Below are 21,324 nucleotides of genomic sequence, written 5' to 3'. Positions count from 1 at the left end.
GCAAATCAACCCTGGCTCACTGGAATCCTGACCACCAGCCCATCCCACGCCTCGCACATTTTCAATTGGCAGCCCAGGCGGCTGCTCTCATTGACCTCGAAGGCGCCTTCCAGCATGAAGGTCTCGTCGCTGCTGCGCGCCGGCAACAGTGACTGCCAGGCGGGATCGACATACACATGGCAGGTTGCACAGCTGCAGGCCCCACCGCATTCGCCGTCGATGCCCGGCACCAGATTGTCGACGGCGATCTGCATCAGCGAGCGGCCTGTCTCGGCCTCAACGCTGTGCACCACATCAGAATTTTCGATAAAAATAACTTTCGGCATAGTTCTACTTCCTACTGTTCTGGCAACGGCGTCAGAGCGCTGCGGCAAGTAACGACTTGAGGTCAACACTTTCGTCCGCCAGCACTTGTGGATCGACTTGAACCCGCTCGGCAACCAGACGCTTGCCGACCATGAAGTCCTGCGGCCGGTTGACCGCGTCGACGGACAACACCACCCCCTTGCGCAGGTAAAAGGCGCAGAAGGATTCAGCAGCCATATCGCCCCGCAGCACCAGTTGGTCGTAGCCCTGGGACAGGCCGACTATCTGCAGCTTGAGATCAAACTGGTCGGACCAGAACCAGGGTACGGCGATGTGTGGCAGGTTTTTGCCGCAGATCGTATGAGCGGCCGTGCGCGCCTGCTCCTGGGCACTCGGCACCGACTCGATGCGGATGAGACAGCCGAGGAAGCCGTTGACGTGTCGGGCGCAGTCGCCAACCGCCAGGATGTCTGGATCAAGGGTCTGCGCATAAGAGTCGACGACGATGCCGTTGTCGATCTCCAGACCAGCGTCACGGGCCAGTTGGTCATTGGGCAAGATTCCGATGCCGACAATGACCAAGTCGACCGGCAACTCACTGCCGTCGCTTAGCTGCACCGACTCCACTCGCTCGGCACCCTGGAATACCTGCACGCTGGTTTCCGTGCGCACATCCACGCCCCGGCGACGATGAACGCCCTCGTAGAACGCGGAAATCTCCGGAGCCGCGACCCGCGCCAGCACCCGTGGCGCCGCCTCCAGGACGGTGACCTGCAGGCCGTTCTTGATCCCGACCGAGGCGGCCTCCAGACCGATGTAACCGCCGCCGATCACCAGCAGACGCTTGCCCGCGACGAAGTCCGGCTGTAACCGTTCGATATCCGCCAGGTTACGAATGTAATGAACATTGGGTTTCTGCGCAGCCGGCTCCTCCAGGCGACGCGGCCTTCCGCCGGTAGCCAGCACCAGCTTGTCATAGGCCTGAGTCCGGCCGTCACTGAGCGTGACGATCCGCCGCTCGCGGTCGATGGCGCAGACCTGCACGCCGGTCCAGCACGCCACCTGCAACTTGTCGTACGCGGCCGCACTGCGAATCAGCAACGACTCGCGGCTCGCCTCGCCGGAAAGGTAGGTCTTGGACAACGGCGGGCGCCGATAAGGAAGCTCGGGCTCATCACCGATCAGGATAATCCGGCCGGGATAGCCGTTCTGACGCAGCGTAGCCACCAGTTCGGCACCTGCATGACCAGCGCCGACAATGACGGCAGTTTCGTTCTGTGGATACATGGGGCGGCTCTCTTCGAGATGACTATGGCTTGCATTTTTCAGTCATGCTCGCCCGCTGCCGGAAGCCGCACATCGTCGTTTGCGACGAACTCGTGGCGGCTCCCTTACCTGCCATCCAGGGGTCAGCAACGGGCTCACTCCTGGTTGATCGAGCCGCTTGAACAACGGGGGCTGCCCGGCGCAGGAAGGGGCTTCAGGCAGCAACTGCATGACGCACTGGTAGCGGCCCCAGCACGCCTCCCAGGCCTCGTAACCGACATTGATGACCCGCCCTTAACCCGCCGCCGTGCAGCCCCAGCACCTGCGCCATTCCATACTGCTCATGGAAGACGAACTCAGATTAGGAAAGACAGGGTGAAAAGGGCCTTGTCGTTGTTAACCAAGACCACTTTCTTGCGCGCCATGCGCAGGCCGCCTTCTTCTCGACGCAGCAGGTATTCGTTGCGGGTGCACCACACGGTGTCGGCGCGCAGGTTGGACTCGAAGACCATGGCATTAGCCGCCACCCGAATCTCGTCACCACTGGCCTCGATGATCTCGACGTTGGACAGCACCCGCCCCAGGCGCGAGCGCGGAGACTGAGTGTGGCGCTTGCCAGTATGGAACTGCTTGATCCGCAGGGCGATGCGCGAGCGGTTGTCATAGATAATCGACATCTGCGTTTCCGGGTCGATGTCATCGCCGTTGGCCGGCACCCAATACACACCGTCGGTGGTCCATAGAGCCTCCCAGTCGTCGTACTCGTGAGTATCCTGCAGGCGGGCTTCGCGGTAGAGGAACTGGCTAACTTCGACGATCAGGTTTTTTTCCGGGATAACTGCACTGCCCATTTATTGCGCCTCCATCAGGGAGCGGTAGTGGCTCCAGATGCCACGTGTGGTCACTTCGTCGGTAGCGTCACCGATCAGGAAGCCGTCAGCATCGCGGCGCTCACGCGCCAGGCCGCGGCCGAGGTAGTTCCACTCCGGATTGCGGCTGCGAACCCCACGCTGGGTGCGCTCGTACATTTCCGAGTCGTCGGCGAGCAGGAAACCAGCCGGCCCGACCGAGCCCATTGTCTGCTGGCGCAGGCGCCGATTGAGATCGGGCGCGCCCTTGAACTGCAGCGCGGTGACGTGTTGCACGGTCTCGTCGACCGCCAGCGGTTGGATCACGAAAATCTGGATTTCGGCGATGAACAGGTTGGGGAAGATCATGATGTGTGGCGTGCCATCGATCATGATTTCGTTGGCGCGCTCGGTGCCATAAGCTTCACGCATCTTGCTCACGTACTCGGGCAGGCGTGCTTCGGTGGTACCAAACCAGCCCATGGGCTGGCCGATGCGGCGGAACTCTGGTCGCAGGTCGATCTCGGTGTGGCCACCGCCCATATCCCGGGCCACGGCAGTGGAGTCAGCACTGTACAGATCGCCGATACCGCTGGAGGCGACATCAAAGATCGAGGCATGAACGAACTGAGGATGGTAACCATCGGTCTCGTTCTCGACGATGAACTTCCAGTTAGACTTGGCCTTGTGCTGCAGGAAGCCGGCAGTGATTTCCACCTCACCCTCGGGCGACGTCACCACCAGCGCATCGAGCGCGCCACGGGCCGCACCCAGGTGCTCCTCCAGCGTCGGCCCCTCCACGGCCATGCTGCCGAACACAAAGCCCTGGTAAATGCCGATGCGCGCCACCTTGCCCAAGCCCAGAGTGCTTCGGTCGGTGCCTTCGTAGCCGGCCGCGAACGGATAACCGCGCAAGCTACCGGTATTGGAGAAGGTCCAACCGTGATAGGGGCAGGTGAATGACTTGCGATTACCCGCATGCTCCAGGCACACCTGGTTGCCTCGATGCGGGCAACGGTTGAGTAGCAGATGGATCTGCCCCTCCCCGTCGCGGGTCATGATCACCGGTTGCGGGCCGATCGACTTGACCACGAAATCGTTGAGTTTGGGAACCTCGCTGACATGGCCAACGTAAACCCAGGTGCGGTACCAGATCCGTTCCAACTCGAGCTGGAAAAGCTCTTCGTCGCTGTAGACCGAGCCATGCACGCGGTCATGCTGGACCAGGTCATCCCAGTTACGGGTGGGAATTAATGTCGTCATCGCGAACCTCTGAAGGGGAGTGAAGACTCGATAGCCGGCACTGTATCGATGTCCCCGAAACCCCAGATCGTCGTTTTCGACGAATTCCCCAACACCCGCACCAGACAGTCCAGTCGCTGCCGACTAACTGCTTAATTGAACGACCCGTTTCTTAACCTCTTCAATACGACTCACGCTCCTGCATTCGCCCAGAAAACCAAGGGCGCCAGGGTCGAGCACACCCTACATTCCCGCTCGTCGGATTCGACGATTTTCAAACACCTGCCGAAACCGGCAAGCAGGCGAAATCACTTTTTTATTCAGATAGATAGCAGCAGATCAGCGGCTCTCAAAGATTAACAACGTTATTTTTACACAGTTAACAATACTGAAAAATGCTGTTAATTTGGCCCCACACCCCACTGAACACGATGATCCATGGCCCGCCCAGTCTACTCAGCCGATGAAACCGAGAACCTCCGCCAGACCCTGGTGCGAGGAGCCCTGGAGCTGTACCTGGAAGAAGGTATGGACAACGTCACCCTGCGTCGGATCGCCAAGCGGGTGGGACTGAGCCACACCGTCGGCTACCGCTACTTCGCCAATAAGGAAGCCCTGGTCGCCGAGATGCGTCGCGCTTGCCTTTTGGAGCTAAAGGCCGCGGCAATGCCGGCCAACGACGACGAAAGAGATCCGATCGAATGCATCCGCTCGACCCTTCGGGAGTTACTGGCGTTTGGCAGCAGCCAACCAGCCAAATACCGGCTCATTTTTTCTGACACTCAGCCGGATCTCACCGAATACCCATCGCTGCTGACAGAACGCTGGGAGTTTTTTGCCTCGTGCGTCGATCTGGTACAGGCCGCCATTGACCAGAAACGCCTGCATGGCAATGCCCTGTTACTTACCCACGGTCTATGGAGCCTGCTGCACGGGATGCTCTCGCTGCACACGGCTAACCAGCTCGTGCATGGCCTGTCTCTGCGCGAAATGGCATGGCCGCTGATCGACAGTTTTCTGCACGCAGGCGATATCGCCCCCCCAACAAACAACCCGCAGCCACCGACTAGCCAGTCGTCGCATAGCTGATGTAGAGGAGAAGACCTGTGACTATCAATGCCCTGGCTCGCTTTACCGTCCCCCTGGAAAAGCGCGCGGCCCTCGAAAAATTGTGCCGTGTCCCCGGCGCTTCCCCCATGGTGCTTGGACTGCTGATCGCCTCCACCGGCGGCGTGATTGTTGCCGACATCCTGGCCGTGCTCGGCTACTTCAACCTAGGCTGGACCTGCCTGCTCAATACCTTCCTGATGTACTGGCAGTTCACTGTGGCCCACGACTCGATTCACCGTTCGGCGGCGAAGAATCAGAAGCTCAACGACCTGTTTGGCCATATCGGCATGGCCACCTTCGCACCGCAGATCAGCTTGGGAATTTTTCGTTGGGCGCACATCCAGCATCACCGTTTCACCAATGGCCCGAAAGATCCTGACAACTGGATGCACGGCCCCTGGTGGAGCCTGCCGGCACGCTGGTCCCTGCTGGAAATTGGTTACCTGCTATTCATCATGAAAAACCGGGATCCGATCGCCATGCGCCATCTGCGCGGCACACTGCTCAATGCCGCGATCACCCTGGCCATAGCCGCGGCGTTGACCTACCTGGGTTACGGCATGCATGTGCTGCTGTTGTGGTTCATCCCCTCGCGCCTGGTCTTCATCCTGGTGGGCTGCGTGTTCTTCTGGCTGCCCCATGTTAAGGACGACGTGGAATCCGAGCAGGACTTGACCCTGGCTACTTCCATGCGCCTGGGCCACGAGTGGTTGCTGACGCCGCTGTGTCAGTACCACAACTACCACCTTATTCATCACCTGTTCCCGACCATGCCCGCGTATCAGCATGTGAAGGCCTGGCAGCTGCTGGAGCCGGAGCTACGACAGCGCAACCTGCAGATTCAGCATGGCTTCGCCATTCAACCCGTCATCCATCTGTCCACCTGAAGAGGAGCCCGACCATGAAACGTTGGCAATGCAGTTTCTGCTCACATATTTACGATGAACGTCTTGGTGATCCGGACAACGGCATCCCTCCCGGCACCCCCCTGGAAGACCTCCCTGACGACTGGATGTGCCCGGACTGCGGAGCCGGCAAAGCGGACTACTTCGAGGTTGTATGACTCATCATCGCCCGGGCCACGTTGGCCCGGTGTACCTGCATAAATGCGTTGAATGAGACTCCCCTACGCCCTCCAAGCTGCCCAGAAGCATCCGCCAGAAGCCAAGGAGCGTCATATGCGCAATCTATCCGTGCGTACAAAGCTGTACTTCCTGATGTTCTGCTTCATCACCAGCCTCGCCGTCGTAGGAACCGCCAGCCGGCTCGGTATCCACAATGCCGGCCACAGCATGGAAGAGGTCAGCGGCGCGCTAAGTGCCGTTGATGCCTTGGCATCTCTGCGTCACGCGCGACTGATCTCCATCGCCGCCATGCAGGAGGGCGCCAGTTGGCGCCCCGAGGCGTTCGACTCGATGAGCGACAAGAGCGACGCACTGGCCGAAGCCCACGACCTGTTCAACGACATCCTCACGCGCCACCGCGAAGCCTTGACGCAGGCCGAGCTGGCGTTCAAAGCCTACGATACCCAGACCAAAAGCCGTGAAGAGCAGGCCCTGTGGCAGGAATTCAGCGCGCTGTGGAACGAATTCCAGAGCGCCGACCAAGTGCAGACCGAAATCTGCGAGGCCCTCGCTCAAGCGAAGAGCTGGGACGACGTACATATTCGCTCGTTGGAGCTGGTAACTAACACCCTACCCTGGGCAGCGGCGATCCACGCCTCCAGTGAGCCGCTGGAGAAACTGCTCAAGCTCGGAGTCGCCGATGCCGCGCAGGCGCAGGCTGGCGGCGAGTCGGTAATCGCCACCGCCAACAGCCTGATCGCCAGCGTACTAGGGGCCACCATGCTGATCCTCGGTATTCTCGCCGCCCTGATCGTACGCAGCGTTGTCAATCCGCTGCATCAGTTGCGCTCGACCTTCGAACAGGTGCGCAGCAGCAACGATTTTTCCCTCCGTGCACTTAACCATGGCCGCGACGAGGTGGCGCAAGCCGCCAGCGCATTCAACGCCTTGCTCGAACGGGTGCAGACTGCCTTGCTCGAAGTGATGGTCGGCGCCAATCGCATCGACCAAACGGCCCAACAGACCAGCACCATGGCTAAACAGGTGGCCAAGAGTTCGGTGCAGCAGAACGAAGCTGCCACAGATATCGCCAGCGCCATCGAACAGATGAGCGCGTCCATCGGCCAGATCAATGCCAGTACCCGCGATGCTCACGCCCGAGCCCAGGATGCTGCGGACGCCGCCGGTTGCGGCGCGCAGGCAATCAGCCGCACAGCAGAGGAAACCGACCAGGTGACGCGCCAGGTCGGCCGAGCGAGCGAGACTATCAGCGCACTGGGCAACGAAACGGATCGCATCACCACCATCGTCGAGGTGATCAAGGCGGTTGCCGAACAGACCAACCTGCTCGCCCTTAACGCCGCCATCGAAGCAGCAAGGGCCGGCGAGCAGGGCCGTGGCTTCGCCGTGGTAGCCGACGAGGTACGCCAGTTGGCCGAGCGCACGCGCACTTCGGCCGAGGAGATCCGCGATATGGTCAGTTCCATGCAGGCCTCCGCCCGCCAGGCCGTCGTGGAAATGGCCATAGTGACCAGCCGCACTCGCGAAAGCCAAGCGCTATCGGAAAACGCGGCGGCCAGCATGAACGAGATCCTGCAAAGTGCCAGCCTGGTATCGGAGGGAATCAGCGCGGTTTCCCAGGCACTGATCGAGCAGGACCGTACCACCCAGATAATCGCCCAACGGATCGAGGCGGTGGCGCAGATGAGCCAGGAAAATTGCAGCACCGGCGAGCACGCCGCGGCGGTCTCCCGCAGTTTGGACGGCGCCGCTGCTGACCTGCGCCAGGCCATTAATCAGTTCAAGGTCTGACCTCCATTAATTCGTCGATTTCGACGACGTCGGGTGGACGTCAGGGGGAGAGGATAATACCTAAATAACAGTGTTCGCGATTCATCGCTCAGGGAATGCCTGAAGAAGACTTACCGAATCTAGTGAAATGCGCCGACCTCGTTGCCTGGACTTTTTGACGATGCAGACCGTCTTCCGACCGACGAAAGTTTCGCGAAACTATATTCGCCCAGACAGGCCGCATACTGAATTTCATGACACAAATACAACAAACGCATAGCCATTGGAGAAAAACCATGAAATCCATATATAACATCCCCCAACGCCCCCACTTCACAAGTTGGCGCTGGTGCGGCTGGGCAGGTTACCTATACTGCATTATCATCCTTATAGCCTGGGCTGGAGTTGCGGGCTTTTTACCGCCTCCCGCACAGAGCCTTAGCGTAGATGAAACCCATCAATATTATATTGACAACAGCCTCCGCATCCGAATCGGCATGTTAATTATACTTCTATCCACCCCCCTCTATTACATATGGGGCAGTGCAGTTTCTAGAACCATGCAATATGTCGAAGGCCCGAATGGCACGCTTTCCCTCATACAATTAATGGGGGCTTTCGGCACTGTAGTGGCGACCTGGGCCTCATGCGTAGGCTGGGAGGCATCCGCCTATGACCCCGAACTGAAGACAGCACAAGACATAAAATTGCTGGCCGATTACTCTTGGTTGTGGTTTGACACCACAGTCATGGTATCCGTCACCCAGTTTGTTTCATTTGGCTGCCTGTGCCTAATTGATAAAAACCCAAGACCGCTATTCCCCAAATGGCTGGGATGGTTCTCGATTGCCATGGGCCTATCGTTCCTTATGGCGGTATTAATTCCGTTCTTCCGGACAGGCCCATTCGCGTGGAACGGTCTTCTTTGCTACTACGTTGGCCTGTTTGATTTCTTTATATGGATCATCATCGCCACTCACTATGTACTGAAAGCCATTAAGCGCATCGAGCAGGATTCTATTGGCATCGCTTGACAGCACTTGTTTACCGAGCACCATTGATTCCCTGCAAAAAATGATAGAGCGACCGTCCTATTGCACACTCGCGGGCGTGCAATTGGGCTTCAAACTTCCATAATAGAGCGATTTGAAATGGTTGCCAGCATTGAGAAAGTAAAAAACAGACAGTCCAACTACCCGCTCGGAGCACTACACAGCTCTCGCCCAGAGCAACATGAAACTATTCCTACTCGAACAGAAAACAAGCACGCCCCTGGCGAGGAAGGAGTGTTCATCCTTGTCATGATGGACATGATGTTATTTATGATTATTTTCTGCTCTTACTTTTATGAAAGAGCCAAAAATCCTGACAGCTTCATTCAATCTCAATCGTCGTTATCCGTAAATGCGGGAATTTTCAACACGCTCATTCTCTTAACCAGCTCATGGTTTATCGTATTGGCCATACGTAGCCTATCCAAGCTGAACCGGCGCACCTGCATGGTGTTTATTCTCCTGACTCTAGCGTGCAGCTTGGCTTTCACGATTTCAAAGATCCTAGAGTACAAAGAAAAACTGTCTGCCGGCATAAGCATGCTCACCAACGACTTTTTCATGTTTTACTACATGATTACCGGCCTGCATTTTATGCATGTACTCATTGGATCAATTGTTCTAATCGTCATGTTGTTTCGCATAAAAAATGGCTCATCGGGCGTTCACGGACTTGAAAGCTCCGCCACCTTCTGGCACATGGTGGATTTACTGTGGATTATAATCTTCCCCCTGCTCTACATCATGAGATAGAAAGATGACTTACTCATTCACATCTCGCGAAACTTTTGTCTGGCTGCTTCTGATAATGGCCACGCTAGTAACTTTTTATTTCTCGGGCAGCACGCTTGGCAGTGCGATCACCAGTAGTGAGAGCCGCCTGATCATGATCGCTATTGCAGCATTTAAATGCAGGCTAGTCATGCGGGAATTCATGCAGATCAAGAACATGGCACTGCCATGGAAATTAGCGTTTGATGGCTGGCTGCTTCTTGTTTCCACAATCATATTTATTGGACTCAGACTAGGCCAAGATTAAACACTTCACTTCCAGCAACCCAGTAAAAAATGCAATCCAAAGCGTTTATTTATACGCCTCACCGACCCAACCGATCACGCACAAATTGAAGGGGCAACATGAAACCTATCATTCGCAATCCTGCAGAGTTTACCCCAGCCTGGTTAACGGACACCCTTACCAAGGCCGGTGCGCTTACAAAAGGACATGTCTCCAATCTTACGGTGGAGACCGTTGGCACAGGGCAATTGGGCTCTGTCGTACGCCTGACGCCTACTTATGAGGGAGCCGATGAATTTGCCCCCAATACCATTATTGCCAAACTGGCTTCCGTAAGTGAGACCAGTCGTCAAACGGGCGTTGCCATGGGAGTGTATGAAGCCGAAGTACGCTTTTATCAGCAAATCAGTCGCACCGTTGAAATCAGAACGCCACGCTGCTGGTTCGCAGAGTTCGACCCGACCGAAGGCTGGTTCACTTTGCTGTTCGAAGATCTTGGTACCTACAGTGTGGGCAATGTCATTGAGGGAGGAACCGTCGAGCAAGCACGTCTCGCGCTACAACAACTTGTCAGGTTACAGGAACCGCGCTGGAACGACCCATCGCTCCTGGATCTGCCATGGCTCGCTGACCAGCGACGCACCGTGGGCTTGTTCTCTCTCTTCCCTGGTGCTCTGGATGGGTTTTCCAAAACCTTCGCGCCCCTTATCGACCCCGAACTGATTCGCCTGGCGGAGCGCGTAGTGCCTCGCTCAGTCGAATACATTAGTAGGTTGGACGGCCCCCGAGTCATACAGCATGGTGATTACAGGCTCGACAATATGCTCTTCGGTCACGATAGCGAGCATTCGCCATTGATAGTTGTTGACTGGCAGACGGTGCGCTTAGGGTCGCCGATGGTCGACGCCGCGTTTTATCTCGGAGCCGGCCTCTCCACGAAACTCCGCCAGCACCATGAGCAAGAGTTAATCCGTGACTATCACGAACAGCTGCTTGCCATGGGAGTAAGGGACTTTTCTTGGCAAGCCTGTTGGGATGGCTATCGCCTGCATGCCCTGTATGGCTTTTTCATGGCGGTGGGTACTTCCATGCTAGTTCAACAAAATGAGCGCGGCTTAGCGATGTACAAAGCTTCGCTGGAGCGTCACGGCGCGCATGTTCTCGAGCTGAATGCAGAAGCACTCTTCAACTAAAACTGAAGTTAGCATCCGTCGAGAACTGCGTCATACGTCCGGACAGACAGCACTCTGTAGCAAGGCGCTGCCCTATAAATACGATAATAATCAGGAGTGGACATGAACAAGGTAGGTAATAAGTCTTCAACAGCAGCATTTTCCCTAGGACCGGAACACGACCTCCGTCATAAATTAGGTAACGAATCCCATGCGCGCGAGTCGCTGGTTTTCATGTTGCAGCTTGCCGAAGAAAACATCGCCGCTTTCATTTACACCTGGGTGAGCGGGGACAATAAAGCAGGCGCCGCCTTGAGCGTTTACGGTTCCGGCGTGGGCAAAGAGCCCATATTTGAGATTTGCGACGGTATTCTTGTACCCAGTGATATGGATTTTGACGATTGGCACGTGGGTGATGTCCAAGTCCGCCATCGCTTACCGCTTGAGTCTGCGGAAGTTCACTACTCCGGCCAGAAAGCCAGTATCGAATACCAGTTCGAAGCGATGCACCCAGCCTACAACTACGGCTCCAGCCCGGAAGGATGTCCGACCTGGATGGCGACAGACCGTTTTGAGCAAAGTGGGCGCGTAAAGGGCGTGCTTCGCCTTGGCGAGCGCACGATTCCCTTCGAGACGTTTGGTCATCGTGACCACTCGTGGGGGACGCGTGATTGGGGGCAAGTGCAGCAGTCGAAGTGGCTCGAAGCTCAGGCGGGCCCCGATGTGGCCTTGAATGTCTTTCAGTACATGGCTGTTGGCCGCACTGGCTTCATGGGATACATCCAGAAAGAGGGACGCATTGAGCAGGTGACGGACGTGCGGGTCGACTTCACGCTAGACCCAATGTTTTATCACACCGAGATGGCGTTTGTTATCGAAGATGCAGCCGGACGCGTCACCACTGTGCGTACCAAGCTATTTGCCTTGTTTGAGTTCGAAGTCAGCCCTCTGTACACCCTTAACGAGGGTTCGATGATTGTGGAGATTGACGGTGAACCAGGTGTAGGTCACGTCGAAATGGGGTGGTCGAAGGCTTATCTTGATTATCTGCGTCAAAGCGAAAGCTAAGAACCAGAGCTGTAAATAGAGTTTTGCACGTAACTGCGGGATCACCCAACAAGGGGATGCTTACCAGCGCTGGATAGTGGGTTTTTCATGGGTAGTTAGCAGATACCGTGTCAACCACCTGTGTTGGCGCCGCATATGTTCGAACTATCAGCAAACAATCCAGCGCTGTACACCAAATCGTCGTAACCGACGATTGGCCACGCAGCGGAATCGCACTCATCGGGCCGACCTACACATAAACCAACGAACCCCTCGAGAAATTGATCGAACGAACTCTACGATGCTTTCGCCAACACAAGAAGAACTGACTATTCGCCATAAAAAAGGACCTGTCGCAATGACGACCGAACGCTCGGCAAGTTACCGAATCCTGCATCTGTGCAACTACTCTGTTCTGATCGTCGCGCTTGGTGGACTACTTGGGTTTGCTGTATTCGCGGGCTTCTGGCCACCGCCTCCGGCCTACCTCAGCGCAAGCGAAATCAGCAGCTATTTCCGAGATAATAGTTTCGGTATTCGAGTGGGCATGATGGTCATGTTCGTCTGTATGCCCTTCTACCTGACCTGGACTGCGGTCATGGCCAAAATCATGGAACGCATCCTGACGGACTCCATGAGCGTTCTCTCGCAGGTGGTGCGTACTAGCGGCGTAGCTGCCATGTTGACCTTGATGCTGCCTGCACTCTACTGGATGACCGCCGCCTTTCGGCCCGACAGCCGCTCCGATGGGGAGATCCAGATGCTCTACGACCTAGGCTGGTTCATGTTCGATCCACCCTTTGTGATCTTTGCGATCGAGTGGTGCGCCATTGGCATCTGCATGCTGATGGACAAGCGGGAGCAGCCCCTATTCCCATCCTGGATCGCCTGGTTGGGTTTCTTCACCTGCGCAACTTTCATCTCGGTCCTACTGATTCCTTTCCTGACCACCGGCATTTTTGCATGGCACGGCCTGATCACCTTCTGGCTCGTGTTCGTGACGTTCTTCATCTACCTCTTTTGCCTTGTGCCGTTGACCCGGAAGGCTTTGCTGCGACTCGAAGCGGAAGATCGGGGGAGGAATTGAAGTTAATTCCGTCACGGCAGCGTGTTACCGCCAGGCCCCTCTTGCCCCCCATGTGCACGCCACAAGTCCGTCGCCTGCCGGGTTTGGAAGGTATCTGGGTATTCGTCGGCCTGGACATGATGATCTTCGCGCTGCTGTTCGGCTCATTCATGGTCGAGCGTCTAAAGAATCCCGACACCTTCGAGGCTTCACGTCAGGCTCTAAACCTCCACTTTGGAGGAGGCAACACGCTGATCTTATTGACCAGTTCCTGGTGCATGGTTCGCGCCGTCCAGGCGGCGCGCCGGCGCGCCGCGGTCGGCCCGTGGCTGGCGGCCGCCCTCGCCGGCGGCATCGCGTTTGGCATTTCGAAAGTCGTTGAATACATGGGGAAGATTCAGGCCGGCTACACCATGCTGACCAACGACTTCTTCATGTTCTATTTCGCGCTGACCGGCATCCACCTCCTGCATGTCGTCGCTGGCTGCGTAGCGCTTGCCGTATTTTGGGCACACGCTCGGGCGGGGACATACGCCAGAGACAGCAGCCTGGTAGGTATCGAGAGCATGGGAATCTACTGGCACATGGTCGATTTGCTTTGGATCATCCTTTTCCCGCTACTTTATCTCATGAGGTAATACATGGACCGCGCACAACGATGGGTGACCAGCGTGTGGTTGTTGCTGAGCATCGCGACGATCGTCACGACCTGGGGCTTGTCGAAAGACGGCGTCACCGCAGCGACCGCCACGATCGCGACGATATTGATTGCCGCCTGGAAGGTGCGTATGGTCCTGCTCAATTTCATGGAGCTGGACCACGCCCCCTGGGGGGTGCGGTTCTTGTTCGAGAGCTGGACGGTGCTGGTGGCCGCCGTCATCCTCGCTCCCTATTTCCTTGCTCCGCTGTTGTCGTGACGCGTGCCAATGCCCGCACTGCTCAGGAAGTTTGACCCATTCTCCAGATCATGCCCTGCGAATGCAGAGTCTCGATCTGCGCCGCGGTCCAGCCCTGTTTAGTCAGAATCTGAAAGCCAGTGTCATCGTCAATCCGTCAGCAGCCCAAACGAACCGCTTTGCCTGCTGAATTTCCTCGCACGGCAAGCTCGTCTCACCGAGAAGTGTCAACCACGTCCCCGTACACCTGTCAGCTATGTCCCCGGTCTATACAATCAAGGCAAGGGGGGGAAGGACGCTACTTGGCCCATGCCGCGATCCGTTCCGCGATCGCCTCAGGGGCCTCGATGTGCAGGAAGTGACCGACGCCGGGGACGACCTCCATCGCGTGCGGGGCGGTGAACCGATGTCGGTCGTCGACCTGCGCGGGGAGGATGCAGCCGTCGTTGGCACCGTGAAGCTGCAACAGGGGCACCGTGATCGGCTGAGACATGCGGCGCGTCGCACCAATCATGCCGGGGCGCAGCATCGCCCGGTAATACTTTAGGGGCGCGGGCATGCTCTTGCGCAGATGCTCGTGTAGCTCTGCCTTGAGAGCAGGATCGAGCGAGAAGCCGGGCGACCACTGACGCCAGAGGCGGTCGATGAAGGCAAGATCGCGGGCGGTGGCGATCCAGCCGCTTCCAGGCAGTTGAAAGAGCCCCATGTACGAGCTCCGGCGCAGTTGAGCGAGGTGCGTCAGCCGGCTCATGAACGTGAGTGGATGAGGGATTGCGAGCGCGACCGCGCGTTCGATCCGCTCCGGTGCGGTGACGCAGGCATCATAGGTGATCAGGGCGCCCCAATCGTGGCCAATCAACTCCACGGGGCGTCCCGGAGACCAGCGGTCGATCAGCGCGAGCACGTCGCTGGTGAGGGCTGCGAAGTCGAACGGACCCGCGGTCGGGGACGGCGCGTAACCGCGAAGCCAGGGTGCGACGACGTGGCGGCCACGGCGGCCGAGCTCGGCAAGGAAGGGCTTCGCGGTCGGCGGATGATCTGGGAAGCCGTGCAAGACGATCGTCGGTTGACCATTGGGATCCCCCCCCTTCAGCGCATGAAAGGTGCCGTGTGGCAGGTCGAAAGTGACGTGTTCGAACTCCATGTGTGTCAGCCTTTTTCAAAAATGGTCGGGCGAGAAATGCTGATGCTGGCTTCGGTGTTTCTGGTCTTGGACATGTGCGCCTGCTCCCGCGCGCGGGTGGACTGAGAGGTCAGCCGGCCAGTCGATTGGTCGTGACACAGGCCCGCAACCTTCAGGATGACCCGCGGCCATGCCGGGCATGCTGGTTTCGCGGTTTCGCGGTTTCGCGGTTTCGCGGTTTCGCGGTTCCGCGGTTCCGCGGTTCCGCAGTCCGCAGCGGCGGAGCGGCGGAGCGGAATAGTCAGAGCCAGCGGCGAACCTCGACCTTGTAGCGGCGGTAGTCGTCGCCGAACTTCGCTTCGAGATAGCGCTCCTCGCGGGCGATCACCTGCGTCTGAATCGCGATCAGTACCAACGGGAGCAAGGCGAAGGCGATCGGCCCGTCGAAGCTGATCGCAAGGCCAGCATAGATAAGCGCCATGCCGAGATACATAGGGTTGCGGGTCCACCGATAGGGACCGGTTGTTACGATGAGGGTCGTTGGCCGCGACGGTGGAGCGTTGGTGCCAAGCCGGCGGAACAGCCCCGCCGCCGCAAGCATCATCGCCGCCCCAGCAACGAACAGCAGTGCGCCCGTCGCGCCCAGCAACCGGCAGTCGATGCCGAAAGAGCGCAGGGTGACAAACCGCTCCGCCGCCAGCCCCAACAGCAGCGCTCCCAGATAGAGTAAGGGTGGAGGGAAGCGCACACCCGCGTTGTGCGGCTCGACGGTCATACTCATCTCCAATTTGTGCTCTCAAGCCAGCATCGACTGCTGGGCGAAGATACCCGCCATTGCACCTTGCCATGATGCCGTAGTGACCGAGGGCATTCCGGGGGTGGCGAGATCGCCGGCGGCATAGATGCCGGGTATGCTGGTTTCGCGGCGCTCGTCGACCTTGAGGACGATGCCGAGAGGCGTATCGACCGTGGCGAGTCCCAATGAGTCATGAAGGCTTGCGGATGGCTTAGTGGGCGGATGCGCGAACAGAATGTCGACTGCGACATCGGGGCCGGTATCGAGCTTGACGGTGGCGCTATGGCCCCCGTGACGGGCGATCCCGGTGATCCGGCCATCAACGACAGGTATGTTGCGGTGGGCCAGATCGGCCCGGAGATCGGGTGCAATGTCGTGACCATCGGCGAAGACCGTCAACCTGTCGGTCCAATCCTGATACAGCTTGACCTGAATGTGCGACTGCGGGCGGAACCAGACGAGGCCCCAATGCTGGCCGGCGACTTCAAAGCCGTCGCCTTGCGACGGGCACGGCCGAGCTGCAGGGCGGCAGCGAGGCCGGCAAAGCTCCCGCCGATGATGATGACGTCATTCATAGTGATGAACTCCGTGTTCCGGATGAAGTGGATGGCTGGGCCTGGTTCGCAATATCGTCCACTAATACTCGCTCGGGAGGGGCTGCGAGCAGGGGTTTGGAAAACAGGTTGAAACCTACCCATTGGCTTGTGCATTTAAGATACTTTAAAGTACCCTAATCAAGGAATTACAATACTGTCAAGTACTGGGTCCTTATGACCAAAAATAGCCATGGCCGGCGCGGCCGACCCGTCAACGAGACGCTTGGCCAAACTATAGTCGACGCCGCGTGCGAACTTTTTGAGTTGGGTTTTCAAGCGACGACCATGGACAGGTCGCCCAGCGGGCGAAGATATCCAAGCTAAGCATCTATCGTCATTTCGAGAATAAGGAGGCGCTGTTCAGCGCGGCCATTGCGGCCCACTGCCAGCAGTTGGCACCAAAGGCCCTTTTTGCAGGCGTCGACGGTTCGGCCGAAGATCAGCTCACGGCGGTGGGAACAACCCTGCTTCGCACGCTGTTGAGTCCGGACGTGCGCAGTGTCGAAGCCATGATCATGGCCGACAAGACGAATCAAAAGTCGTTAAGCAAGCGCCAATACGAAGCCGGCCCCGCCCATGTCATCGCGCAAATCGAGGCCCTGTTGCGTCAGCTGCACGCGAAGGCGGTTCTGAACGTGCCCGATTCTCGCCAGTCTGCCCGTTTGTTTGCCGCGCTGATCAAAGGGTCCGATCTTTTGATTATCGCGCGCTTTGATGAAGCGAGAGCAGAGGACGCCAACGAAATCGAATCCTATTGCCGGTCGGCCGTCGCGATGTTTTTATTGCCTCGCACGGTGGCAACAACCACGCGGGCGGATAACCATTTCATTGCTCCGGGCAGCATGGTCGAAGCCGTCGTCCAGGCCCTTCGTTCTATCTGCTCAAATATCAGGGCGGGCATTGGCGCGTCACGACAACATCGGAGCAAGGAAATAGGAGGCAAGGATGACGACGGCCACAAGCACCGTCCAGCCCTCGAACAAGAGCCGTACCCCCAAGGGCGTGATCCAGCTCCATGAAATGGAGCAGGACCATACGCGCTTTCCAGGCGGCAATCAGGACCGTGACGGCCGCTGCGGTGACGCCGTCTTTCGACAATCCCCAGGTCGGACGATCATCGCTTCGCGCAGCGCATCGACCAGCGGCTGAAGCTGCACGCCGGTTTGACCCGCCCACTGCGCCAGGGCCATCTCGGCCAGGAGGCGCTCGCGACGGGTCCGTAAGTTTTCCGGGGTACTCGATATCGGAAAAGATCAGCCGGCTCATGGGACTTGCTGTTGGTCTTGGCTGGAGGGGGGCTATTCCAGCACAGCAGGCGGCGTTGAACTTGATCGAAGAACATTGAGGACGGGTGCGCCATAGGCATCAAGCATCTTGGCAATGGATCGTTGCCTCAGATCCCGACTCTTGTGACGTTGGACGCGTGATACGTCTTTTGATACTGAGTTCATGATTAAGCATGGACACTCTGTACCGGATTGGCTGGGTGCTGCTCTCGAGGTTTGCCGCCGCCCGTAGACTACTTCTGACCCGATTCACTCAGCCACTGCTCTGAGTCGCTGTTCGCTCGACCATCAATTTCTTTGTACATAAAGCTGCCCGATAGCAGCGTACTGACCCCTCGGGCTGGCAGGCTGGTACAAGTTGCATGGCTGCTATCGTCAAGACCCTCTAATTTTTTTGTGGTGAGATGGTTATATGCAAAACATTCTGCCTTTCACAACACATAAGCATAAAGAGGGTTCGATATGTGCAAGTTTCACCGTAGCGTGTTGTTGCTCTCCGCCCTGAGTACCATGAACTCAGGTGCTTGGGCCTACGAGTTATACTCCGATTCTGACACTACATTGAAATTGAATGTTCAAGGGGCTGTGGGTTTCTTTCATAGCGACGAAAGTTACAATCAGGGTGGCCCGATAAAACCAGGTTCAGTGGCATGGCAAGAGGGTTTTGTACGCTACGGGATGAGCGGAACTCAGGTCTTTCCAGGTTCTGCAAACACTTCGCTGTATGGAGAATTCAACTTGGTCAGCAATGCTACCTGGGGTGAGGGTGACGCAGCTGGCTATACCGATGGAACGGAGCGTCGTACGGCTGTTGACCGTGCCTACATTGGCTGGCGCTCCGGGGATCTGTTTCCGGCCTTGGGCAAGGACGGCGTAGACTTCTCCGCCGGCAGCCAGAAGGTCAAGATTGGTGATGGGTTCATCATCAACGGTGATGGTCTGAGTGTGGGTAATAACTTCGCCGACGGTAGCCTTGATCGCGGAGGGGCCTACTATCTGACCGCTCGCAATGCCTTCGATCGGACAGCCTGGTTGCGCCTCGGTGGACAGGAGGGTTGGCGCGGGGATTTGATCTGGTTGAAGTCAGATAATGAAATCAAGGCCAAGCCTGAGCTCGGTATCGGTGTGCTTGAGCATGTAGCGCCTGAGGGTACGGTAGGTCTGACGTATATCAAAGGGTTAGGCGTTGATGACAAACTGGCGAATGCTTTCAGCAGGCAGCGCGACGGTTTGAAGGTCACCAGCTTGCGTGCCCAGGGTAACGCTGGGGTTAAAGACTTGTTCCTGTCCTTCGAGTATGCCCATGAAGAGAAAAGTCTGGGTGATGAACATGCTTGGTATGCCGAGGCGGGCTGGACGTTCTCCGCTGCACCTTGGCAGCCACGTCTCGGTTACCGCTACAGCCGCTATTCGGAAAACTACGATCCGCTGTTCAGTGGCTTCAGTCGGGGTTATGGAACCTGGTTCCAGGGCGAGGTGGCGGGTAATTACTCAGGTCCATTTCAGCGGAATGCCGCCATTCAGATGGTCAGCCTTGGCCTGACACCGCATCCTGATGTAGCGATGGGTGTACTTCTCTTCGATTTCAACACCCTCGACCCTGCTCAAGGCAACCTCGACGCTAAAGAGTTGGATCTTTACCTCGATTGGACCTTGGGACAGTTCACGGTCAGCCCGCTAGTAGGCTTGTATAAGCCGAAGAAGAGCGCAGAAGAGGGTGGGTCGCAACAGGGTAGCGATGACCTTAACCTTTACAGCCAGTTGGTCATCTCATTTGCATTTTAGTGATCGTCTCCTGCCGTAAAGACGTTAAACCATAAATACATTACGAATAGGATATATCCGATGCGTGCTCCCTTTTTTCGCTCCGCGCTGGCTGCGACAGTCGGTATAGCTGCTTCACTCAGCGTCTCGTGCGCGCTGGCCGCCTCCAGCGACCCTACCAAGCCAAATATTCTAGTTGTCGTTGCCGATGACATGGGCTACTCCGATCTTGGTAGTTTCGGAGGTGAGATAGAAACCCCGAACCTTGATTCCCTGGCAGCGTCCGGGGTGCAACTGACCAACTTCCAGGCTATGCCTGCCTGCTCTCCAACCCGTGCCGCGCTGCTGACCGGGGCGGACCCCCATCAGGTCGGCTTGGGCAATATGGCTGAAGAAACAGCACCTAACCAGGAAGGCAAAAAGGGTTACGAAGGGTATCTGAATGATCGGGCAGTCACGATCGCCTCCCTATTGCGCGATTCAGGCTATGACACGTACCTGGCAGGTAAATGGCATCTTGGAAGTACTGAGCAAACCACTCCGAACCAGCGCGGCTTTGAGCATTCCTTCAGTATGCTTAGCGGTGGTGCCAGTCACTTCCCGGATATGAAGCCTGCCTATGCACCTACGCCGGAAGCTAGGGCACCCTACGCGGAGGACGGCAAAATACTTAAAACATTGCCCGCGCAATTTACCTATTCCAGCCAGTACTACGCGGATAGGATGATCGACTATATAGCCGCAGATAAGGACAGTGGGCGTCCATTCTTCGGCATGATGGCCTTCACTGCGCCGCATTGGCCGTTGCAAGCGCCAGATGAGGCTGTGGCCAAATATCGAGGTCGCTACGACGCTGGTTATGATGCATTGCTCGAAGCCAGGCTGAGTAAGCAAAAAGCCTTGGGTCTGGTGCCGGCGGGTGCCGAACCGGCAGCCCGTTCCCCTAAAGGTCGGCCATGGAATAGCCTCACCGACGAAGAACGTAAGCGTGAAGCCCGTGCAATGGAAATCTATGCGGCGATGGTGGATCAAATGGACGTAAACACGGGGCGTGTCTTCGACTATCTGCGCAAAAATGGTCTGTACGACAATACGGTCGTTATCTTCATTTCTGATAACGGCGCGGAAGGCCACGACCTGGACGATACATGGCCAGGCGACAAATTTCCAAAGATCCGCAAGGTAATCGACGAGACTAACGACTTCAGTTTCGAACGCATGGGTAAGCCTGGTTCCTACACATTCCTTGGTCCTAACTGGGCTCGTGTGTCATCCCCGACCTTTAGCCTTTTTAAAGGTTTTCCGACCGAGGGAGGCACCCGTACTGCGGGTATCATCCGCATTCCGGGTATTGAATCGCACGGTAAAAAGCTCGACAAGCTGGTCAGCGTCAAAGATTTCGCGCCAACATTGTTAGAGCTGGCAGGTGTCAAACGTCCTGGAGTGCAGTACCAAGGCCGTGAAGTTGCACCGATGACGGGGACCTCGATCATACCGCTGCTCAAGGGGCAGAATGTGGCTGAGCGAACGGAGGCCGGTGAATTGTTCGGTAAGCGCTTCGTACGTAAAGGCGACTGGAAGCTGGTGCATATGCCCAAGCCATGGGGTAATGGTGAGTGGCAGTTGTTCAACCTTCATACGGATCTGGCTGAGGCGCACGATCTCAGCGCAAAAGAGCCAGCTAGAGTGGCAGAACTAAAAAAGACGTGGGACCAGTACGCGCAGCAAAATCAAGTGGTCCTGCCGGATCAGGTCAGCGGCTATTGATTTACGCCTAAGCGGAACCAGCGGCGGATCTTCGCGGCTTCTACTCGATAAGAGATTGATCAATGCCTTACCGGGCCGTTCTAAAATGCTTGTGCTTGTTGCAAATTTTGTTGT

Annotated in this window: 21 protein-coding genes and 2 pseudogenes; 16 read left to right on the top strand and 7 right to left on the bottom strand. The window is 57.1% G+C overall.

The features are described 5' to 3' along the window. Positions 1 to 5 precede the first annotated feature (5 nt). The 4 genes from BM132_RS09940 to BM132_RS09925 form a co-directional block, all read right to left on the bottom strand. Entirely contained in the window at positions 6 to 326 is a 321-nt protein-coding gene (locus BM132_RS09940; RefSeq protein WP_092455020.1) for a 2Fe-2S iron-sulfur cluster-binding protein, read from the bottom strand. A gap of 31 nt (positions 327 to 357) precedes the next feature. Continuing rightward, complete coding sequence (locus tag BM132_RS09935) at positions 358 to 1,593, bottom strand: NAD(P)/FAD-dependent oxidoreductase (protein ID WP_092455018.1); 1,236 nt, start codon at positions 1,591 to 1,593, stop codon at positions 358 to 360. A 335-nt stretch (positions 1,594 to 1,928) separates the two neighbouring features. Further along, positions 1,929 to 2,423: an aromatic-ring-hydroxylating dioxygenase subunit beta gene (locus BM132_RS09930; RefSeq protein ID WP_092225420.1), complete on the bottom strand. Its 495-nt coding sequence runs from the start codon at positions 2,421 to 2,423 to the stop codon at positions 1,929 to 1,931. Next, entirely contained in the window at positions 2,424 to 3,683 is a 1,260-nt protein-coding gene (locus tag BM132_RS09925; RefSeq protein ID WP_092455016.1) for an aromatic ring-hydroxylating oxygenase subunit alpha, read from the bottom strand. A gap of 417 nt (positions 3,684 to 4,100) precedes the next feature. Between BM132_RS09925 and BM132_RS09920 the strand changes: the two genes are divergently transcribed. From BM132_RS09920 to BM132_RS09870, 13 genes and pseudogenes are all read left to right on the top strand, one after another. Continuing rightward, positions 4,101 to 4,751, top strand: a complete 651-nt coding sequence (locus BM132_RS09920) for a TetR/AcrR family transcriptional regulator (RefSeq protein WP_092455014.1) — start codon at positions 4,101 to 4,103, stop codon at positions 4,749 to 4,751. 17 nt (positions 4,752 to 4,768) lie between these two features. Beyond that, positions 4,769 to 5,659 (top strand): fatty acid desaturase, encoded by an 891-nt coding sequence (locus BM132_RS09915; RefSeq protein ID WP_092455012.1) that lies wholly within the window; start codon positions 4,769 to 4,771, stop codon positions 5,657 to 5,659. Positions 5,660 to 5,673: 14 nt separating this feature from the next. Continuing rightward, entirely contained in the window at positions 5,674 to 5,835 is a 162-nt protein-coding gene (locus BM132_RS09910) for a rubredoxin (protein ID WP_072339421.1), read from the top strand. A gap of 52 nt (positions 5,836 to 5,887) precedes the next feature. Next, positions 5,888 to 6,790: pseudogene (locus tag BM132_RS28920) on the top strand (Tar ligand binding domain-containing protein); the annotation flags it as partial. Positions 6,791 to 6,820: 30 nt separating this feature from the next. Next, positions 6,821 to 7,648, top strand: coding sequence for a methyl-accepting chemotaxis protein (locus BM132_RS28915; protein WP_371264117.1), 828 nt, complete (start codon positions 6,821 to 6,823; stop codon positions 7,646 to 7,648). Between the two features lie 275 nt (positions 7,649 to 7,923). Then, positions 7,924 to 8,661, top strand: coding sequence for a hypothetical protein (locus tag BM132_RS09900; RefSeq protein WP_092455008.1), 738 nt, complete (start codon positions 7,924 to 7,926; stop codon positions 8,659 to 8,661). Between the two features lie 117 nt (positions 8,662 to 8,778). After that, positions 8,779 to 9,432: a cytochrome c oxidase subunit 3 family protein gene (locus BM132_RS09895; protein ID WP_092455005.1), complete on the top strand. Its 654-nt coding sequence runs from the start codon at positions 8,779 to 8,781 to the stop codon at positions 9,430 to 9,432. Between the two features lie 4 nt (positions 9,433 to 9,436). After that, positions 9,437 to 9,718: a cytochrome C oxidase subunit IV family protein gene (locus BM132_RS09890; protein ID WP_092225410.1), complete on the top strand. Its 282-nt coding sequence runs from the start codon at positions 9,437 to 9,439 to the stop codon at positions 9,716 to 9,718. Positions 9,719 to 9,816: 98 nt separating this feature from the next. Next, positions 9,817 to 10,890 (top strand): phosphotransferase, encoded by a 1,074-nt coding sequence (locus tag BM132_RS09885; protein ID WP_092455003.1) that lies wholly within the window; start codon positions 9,817 to 9,819, stop codon positions 10,888 to 10,890. A 102-nt stretch (positions 10,891 to 10,992) separates the two neighbouring features. Continuing rightward, entirely contained in the window at positions 10,993 to 11,937 is a 945-nt protein-coding gene (locus tag BM132_RS09880; protein WP_092142549.1) for a DUF7064 domain-containing protein, read from the top strand. 337 nt (positions 11,938 to 12,274) lie between these two features. Next, on the top strand, positions 12,275 to 13,003 hold the full coding sequence (locus tag BM132_RS28460) for a hypothetical protein (protein ID WP_177218163.1): 729 nt from the start codon (positions 12,275 to 12,277) through the stop codon (positions 13,001 to 13,003). Positions 13,004 to 13,053: 50 nt separating this feature from the next. Further along, positions 13,054 to 13,620 (top strand): cytochrome c oxidase subunit 3, encoded by a 567-nt coding sequence (locus BM132_RS09875; protein ID WP_177218162.1) that lies wholly within the window; start codon positions 13,054 to 13,056, stop codon positions 13,618 to 13,620. 3 nt (positions 13,621 to 13,623) lie between these two features. After that, positions 13,624 to 13,899: a cytochrome C oxidase subunit IV family protein gene (locus tag BM132_RS09870; RefSeq protein WP_092454999.1), complete on the top strand. Its 276-nt coding sequence runs from the start codon at positions 13,624 to 13,626 to the stop codon at positions 13,897 to 13,899. Between the two features lie 277 nt (positions 13,900 to 14,176). On the opposite strand, the gene BM132_RS09865 is transcribed toward BM132_RS09870, so the two are convergent. From BM132_RS09865 to BM132_RS09855, 3 genes are all read right to left on the bottom strand, one after another. Then, complete coding sequence (locus BM132_RS09865) at positions 14,177 to 15,022, bottom strand: alpha/beta fold hydrolase (protein WP_092454997.1); 846 nt, start codon at positions 15,020 to 15,022, stop codon at positions 14,177 to 14,179. A gap of 280 nt (positions 15,023 to 15,302) precedes the next feature. Continuing rightward, on the bottom strand, positions 15,303 to 15,776 hold the full coding sequence (locus tag BM132_RS09860) for a methyltransferase family protein (protein WP_092454994.1): 474 nt from the start codon (positions 15,774 to 15,776) through the stop codon (positions 15,303 to 15,305). A gap of 21 nt (positions 15,777 to 15,797) precedes the next feature. Then, positions 15,798 to 16,196 carry an FAD-dependent oxidoreductase gene (locus tag BM132_RS09855; protein ID WP_256244246.1) on the bottom strand — a complete coding sequence of 133 codons (399 nt, stop codon included), beginning with the start codon at positions 16,194 to 16,196 and terminating at the stop codon, positions 15,798 to 15,800. Between the two features lie 371 nt (positions 16,197 to 16,567). Between BM132_RS09855 and BM132_RS09850 the strand changes: the two are divergent. The 3 genes and pseudogenes from BM132_RS09850 to BM132_RS09835 all read left to right on the top strand — a co-directional run bounded on the left by BM132_RS09850 (position 16,568) and on the right by BM132_RS09835 (position 21,210). Continuing rightward, positions 16,568 to 17,213: pseudogene (locus tag BM132_RS09850) on the top strand (TetR/AcrR family transcriptional regulator). Positions 17,214 to 18,141: 928 nt separating this feature from the next. Then, positions 18,142 to 19,464, top strand: a complete 1,323-nt coding sequence (locus BM132_RS09840) for an alginate export family protein (RefSeq protein WP_092454990.1) — start codon at positions 18,142 to 18,144, stop codon at positions 19,462 to 19,464. Between the two features lie 60 nt (positions 19,465 to 19,524). Then, the gene (locus tag BM132_RS09835) at positions 19,525 to 21,210 is read left to right on the top strand and encodes an arylsulfatase (protein ID WP_072339361.1); all 1,686 of its coding nucleotides are present in this window, start codon (positions 19,525 to 19,527) and stop codon (positions 21,208 to 21,210) included. Positions 21,211 to 21,324: the final 114 nt, after the last annotated feature.

This window comes from Pseudomonas sp. NFACC45, from assembly GCF_900113505.1.
Taxonomy (GTDB): Bacteria; Pseudomonadota; Gammaproteobacteria; order Pseudomonadales; family Pseudomonadaceae; genus Aquipseudomonas; species Aquipseudomonas tehranensis.
The sequence above is the reverse complement of the archived record's forward strand: the minus strand, read 5'-3'. Positions and strand labels throughout refer to the sequence as shown.

Coding starts and splice junctions, on each gene's coding strand:
- BM132_RS09940 (WP_092455020.1), bottom strand. CDS start 326: ATGCCGAAAGTTATTTTTATCGAAAATTCTGATGTGGTGCACAGCGTT.
- BM132_RS09935 (WP_092455018.1), bottom strand. CDS start 1,593: ATGTATCCACAGAACGAAACTGCCGTCATTGTCGGCGCTGGTCATGCA.
- BM132_RS09930 (WP_092225420.1), bottom strand. CDS start 2,423: ATGGGCAGTGCAGTTATCCCGGAAAAAAACCTGATCGTCGAAGTTAGC.
- BM132_RS09925 (WP_092455016.1), bottom strand. CDS start 3,683: ATGACGACATTAATTCCCACCCGTAACTGGGATGACCTGGTCCAGCAT.
- BM132_RS09920 (WP_092455014.1), top strand. CDS start 4,101: ATGGCCCGCCCAGTCTACTCAGCCGATGAAACCGAGAACCTCCGCCAG.
- BM132_RS09910 (WP_072339421.1), top strand. CDS start 5,674: ATGAAACGTTGGCAATGCAGTTTCTGCTCACATATTTACGATGAACGT.
- BM132_RS28915 (WP_371264117.1), top strand. CDS start 6,821: ATGGTCGGCGCCAATCGCATCGACCAAACGGCCCAACAGACCAGCACC.
- BM132_RS09900 (WP_092455008.1), top strand. CDS start 7,924: ATGAAATCCATATATAACATCCCCCAACGCCCCCACTTCACAAGTTGG.
- BM132_RS09895 (WP_092455005.1), top strand. CDS start 8,779: ATGGTTGCCAGCATTGAGAAAGTAAAAAACAGACAGTCCAACTACCCG.
- BM132_RS09890 (WP_092225410.1), top strand. CDS start 9,437: ATGACTTACTCATTCACATCTCGCGAAACTTTTGTCTGGCTGCTTCTG.
- BM132_RS09885 (WP_092455003.1), top strand. CDS start 9,817: ATGAAACCTATCATTCGCAATCCTGCAGAGTTTACCCCAGCCTGGTTA.
- BM132_RS09880 (WP_092142549.1), top strand. CDS start 10,993: ATGAACAAGGTAGGTAATAAGTCTTCAACAGCAGCATTTTCCCTAGGA.
- BM132_RS28460 (WP_177218163.1), top strand. CDS start 12,275: ATGACGACCGAACGCTCGGCAAGTTACCGAATCCTGCATCTGTGCAAC.
- BM132_RS09875 (WP_177218162.1), top strand. CDS start 13,054: ATGTGCACGCCACAAGTCCGTCGCCTGCCGGGTTTGGAAGGTATCTGG.
- BM132_RS09870 (WP_092454999.1), top strand. CDS start 13,624: ATGGACCGCGCACAACGATGGGTGACCAGCGTGTGGTTGTTGCTGAGC.
- BM132_RS09865 (WP_092454997.1), bottom strand. CDS start 15,022: ATGGAGTTCGAACACGTCACTTTCGACCTGCCACACGGCACCTTTCAT.
- BM132_RS09860 (WP_092454994.1), bottom strand. CDS start 15,776: ATGACCGTCGAGCCGCACAACGCGGGTGTGCGCTTCCCTCCACCCTTA.
- BM132_RS09840 (WP_092454990.1), top strand. CDS start 18,142: ATGTGCAAGTTTCACCGTAGCGTGTTGTTGCTCTCCGCCCTGAGTACC.
- BM132_RS09835 (WP_072339361.1), top strand. CDS start 19,525: ATGCGTGCTCCCTTTTTTCGCTCCGCGCTGGCTGCGACAGTCGGTATA.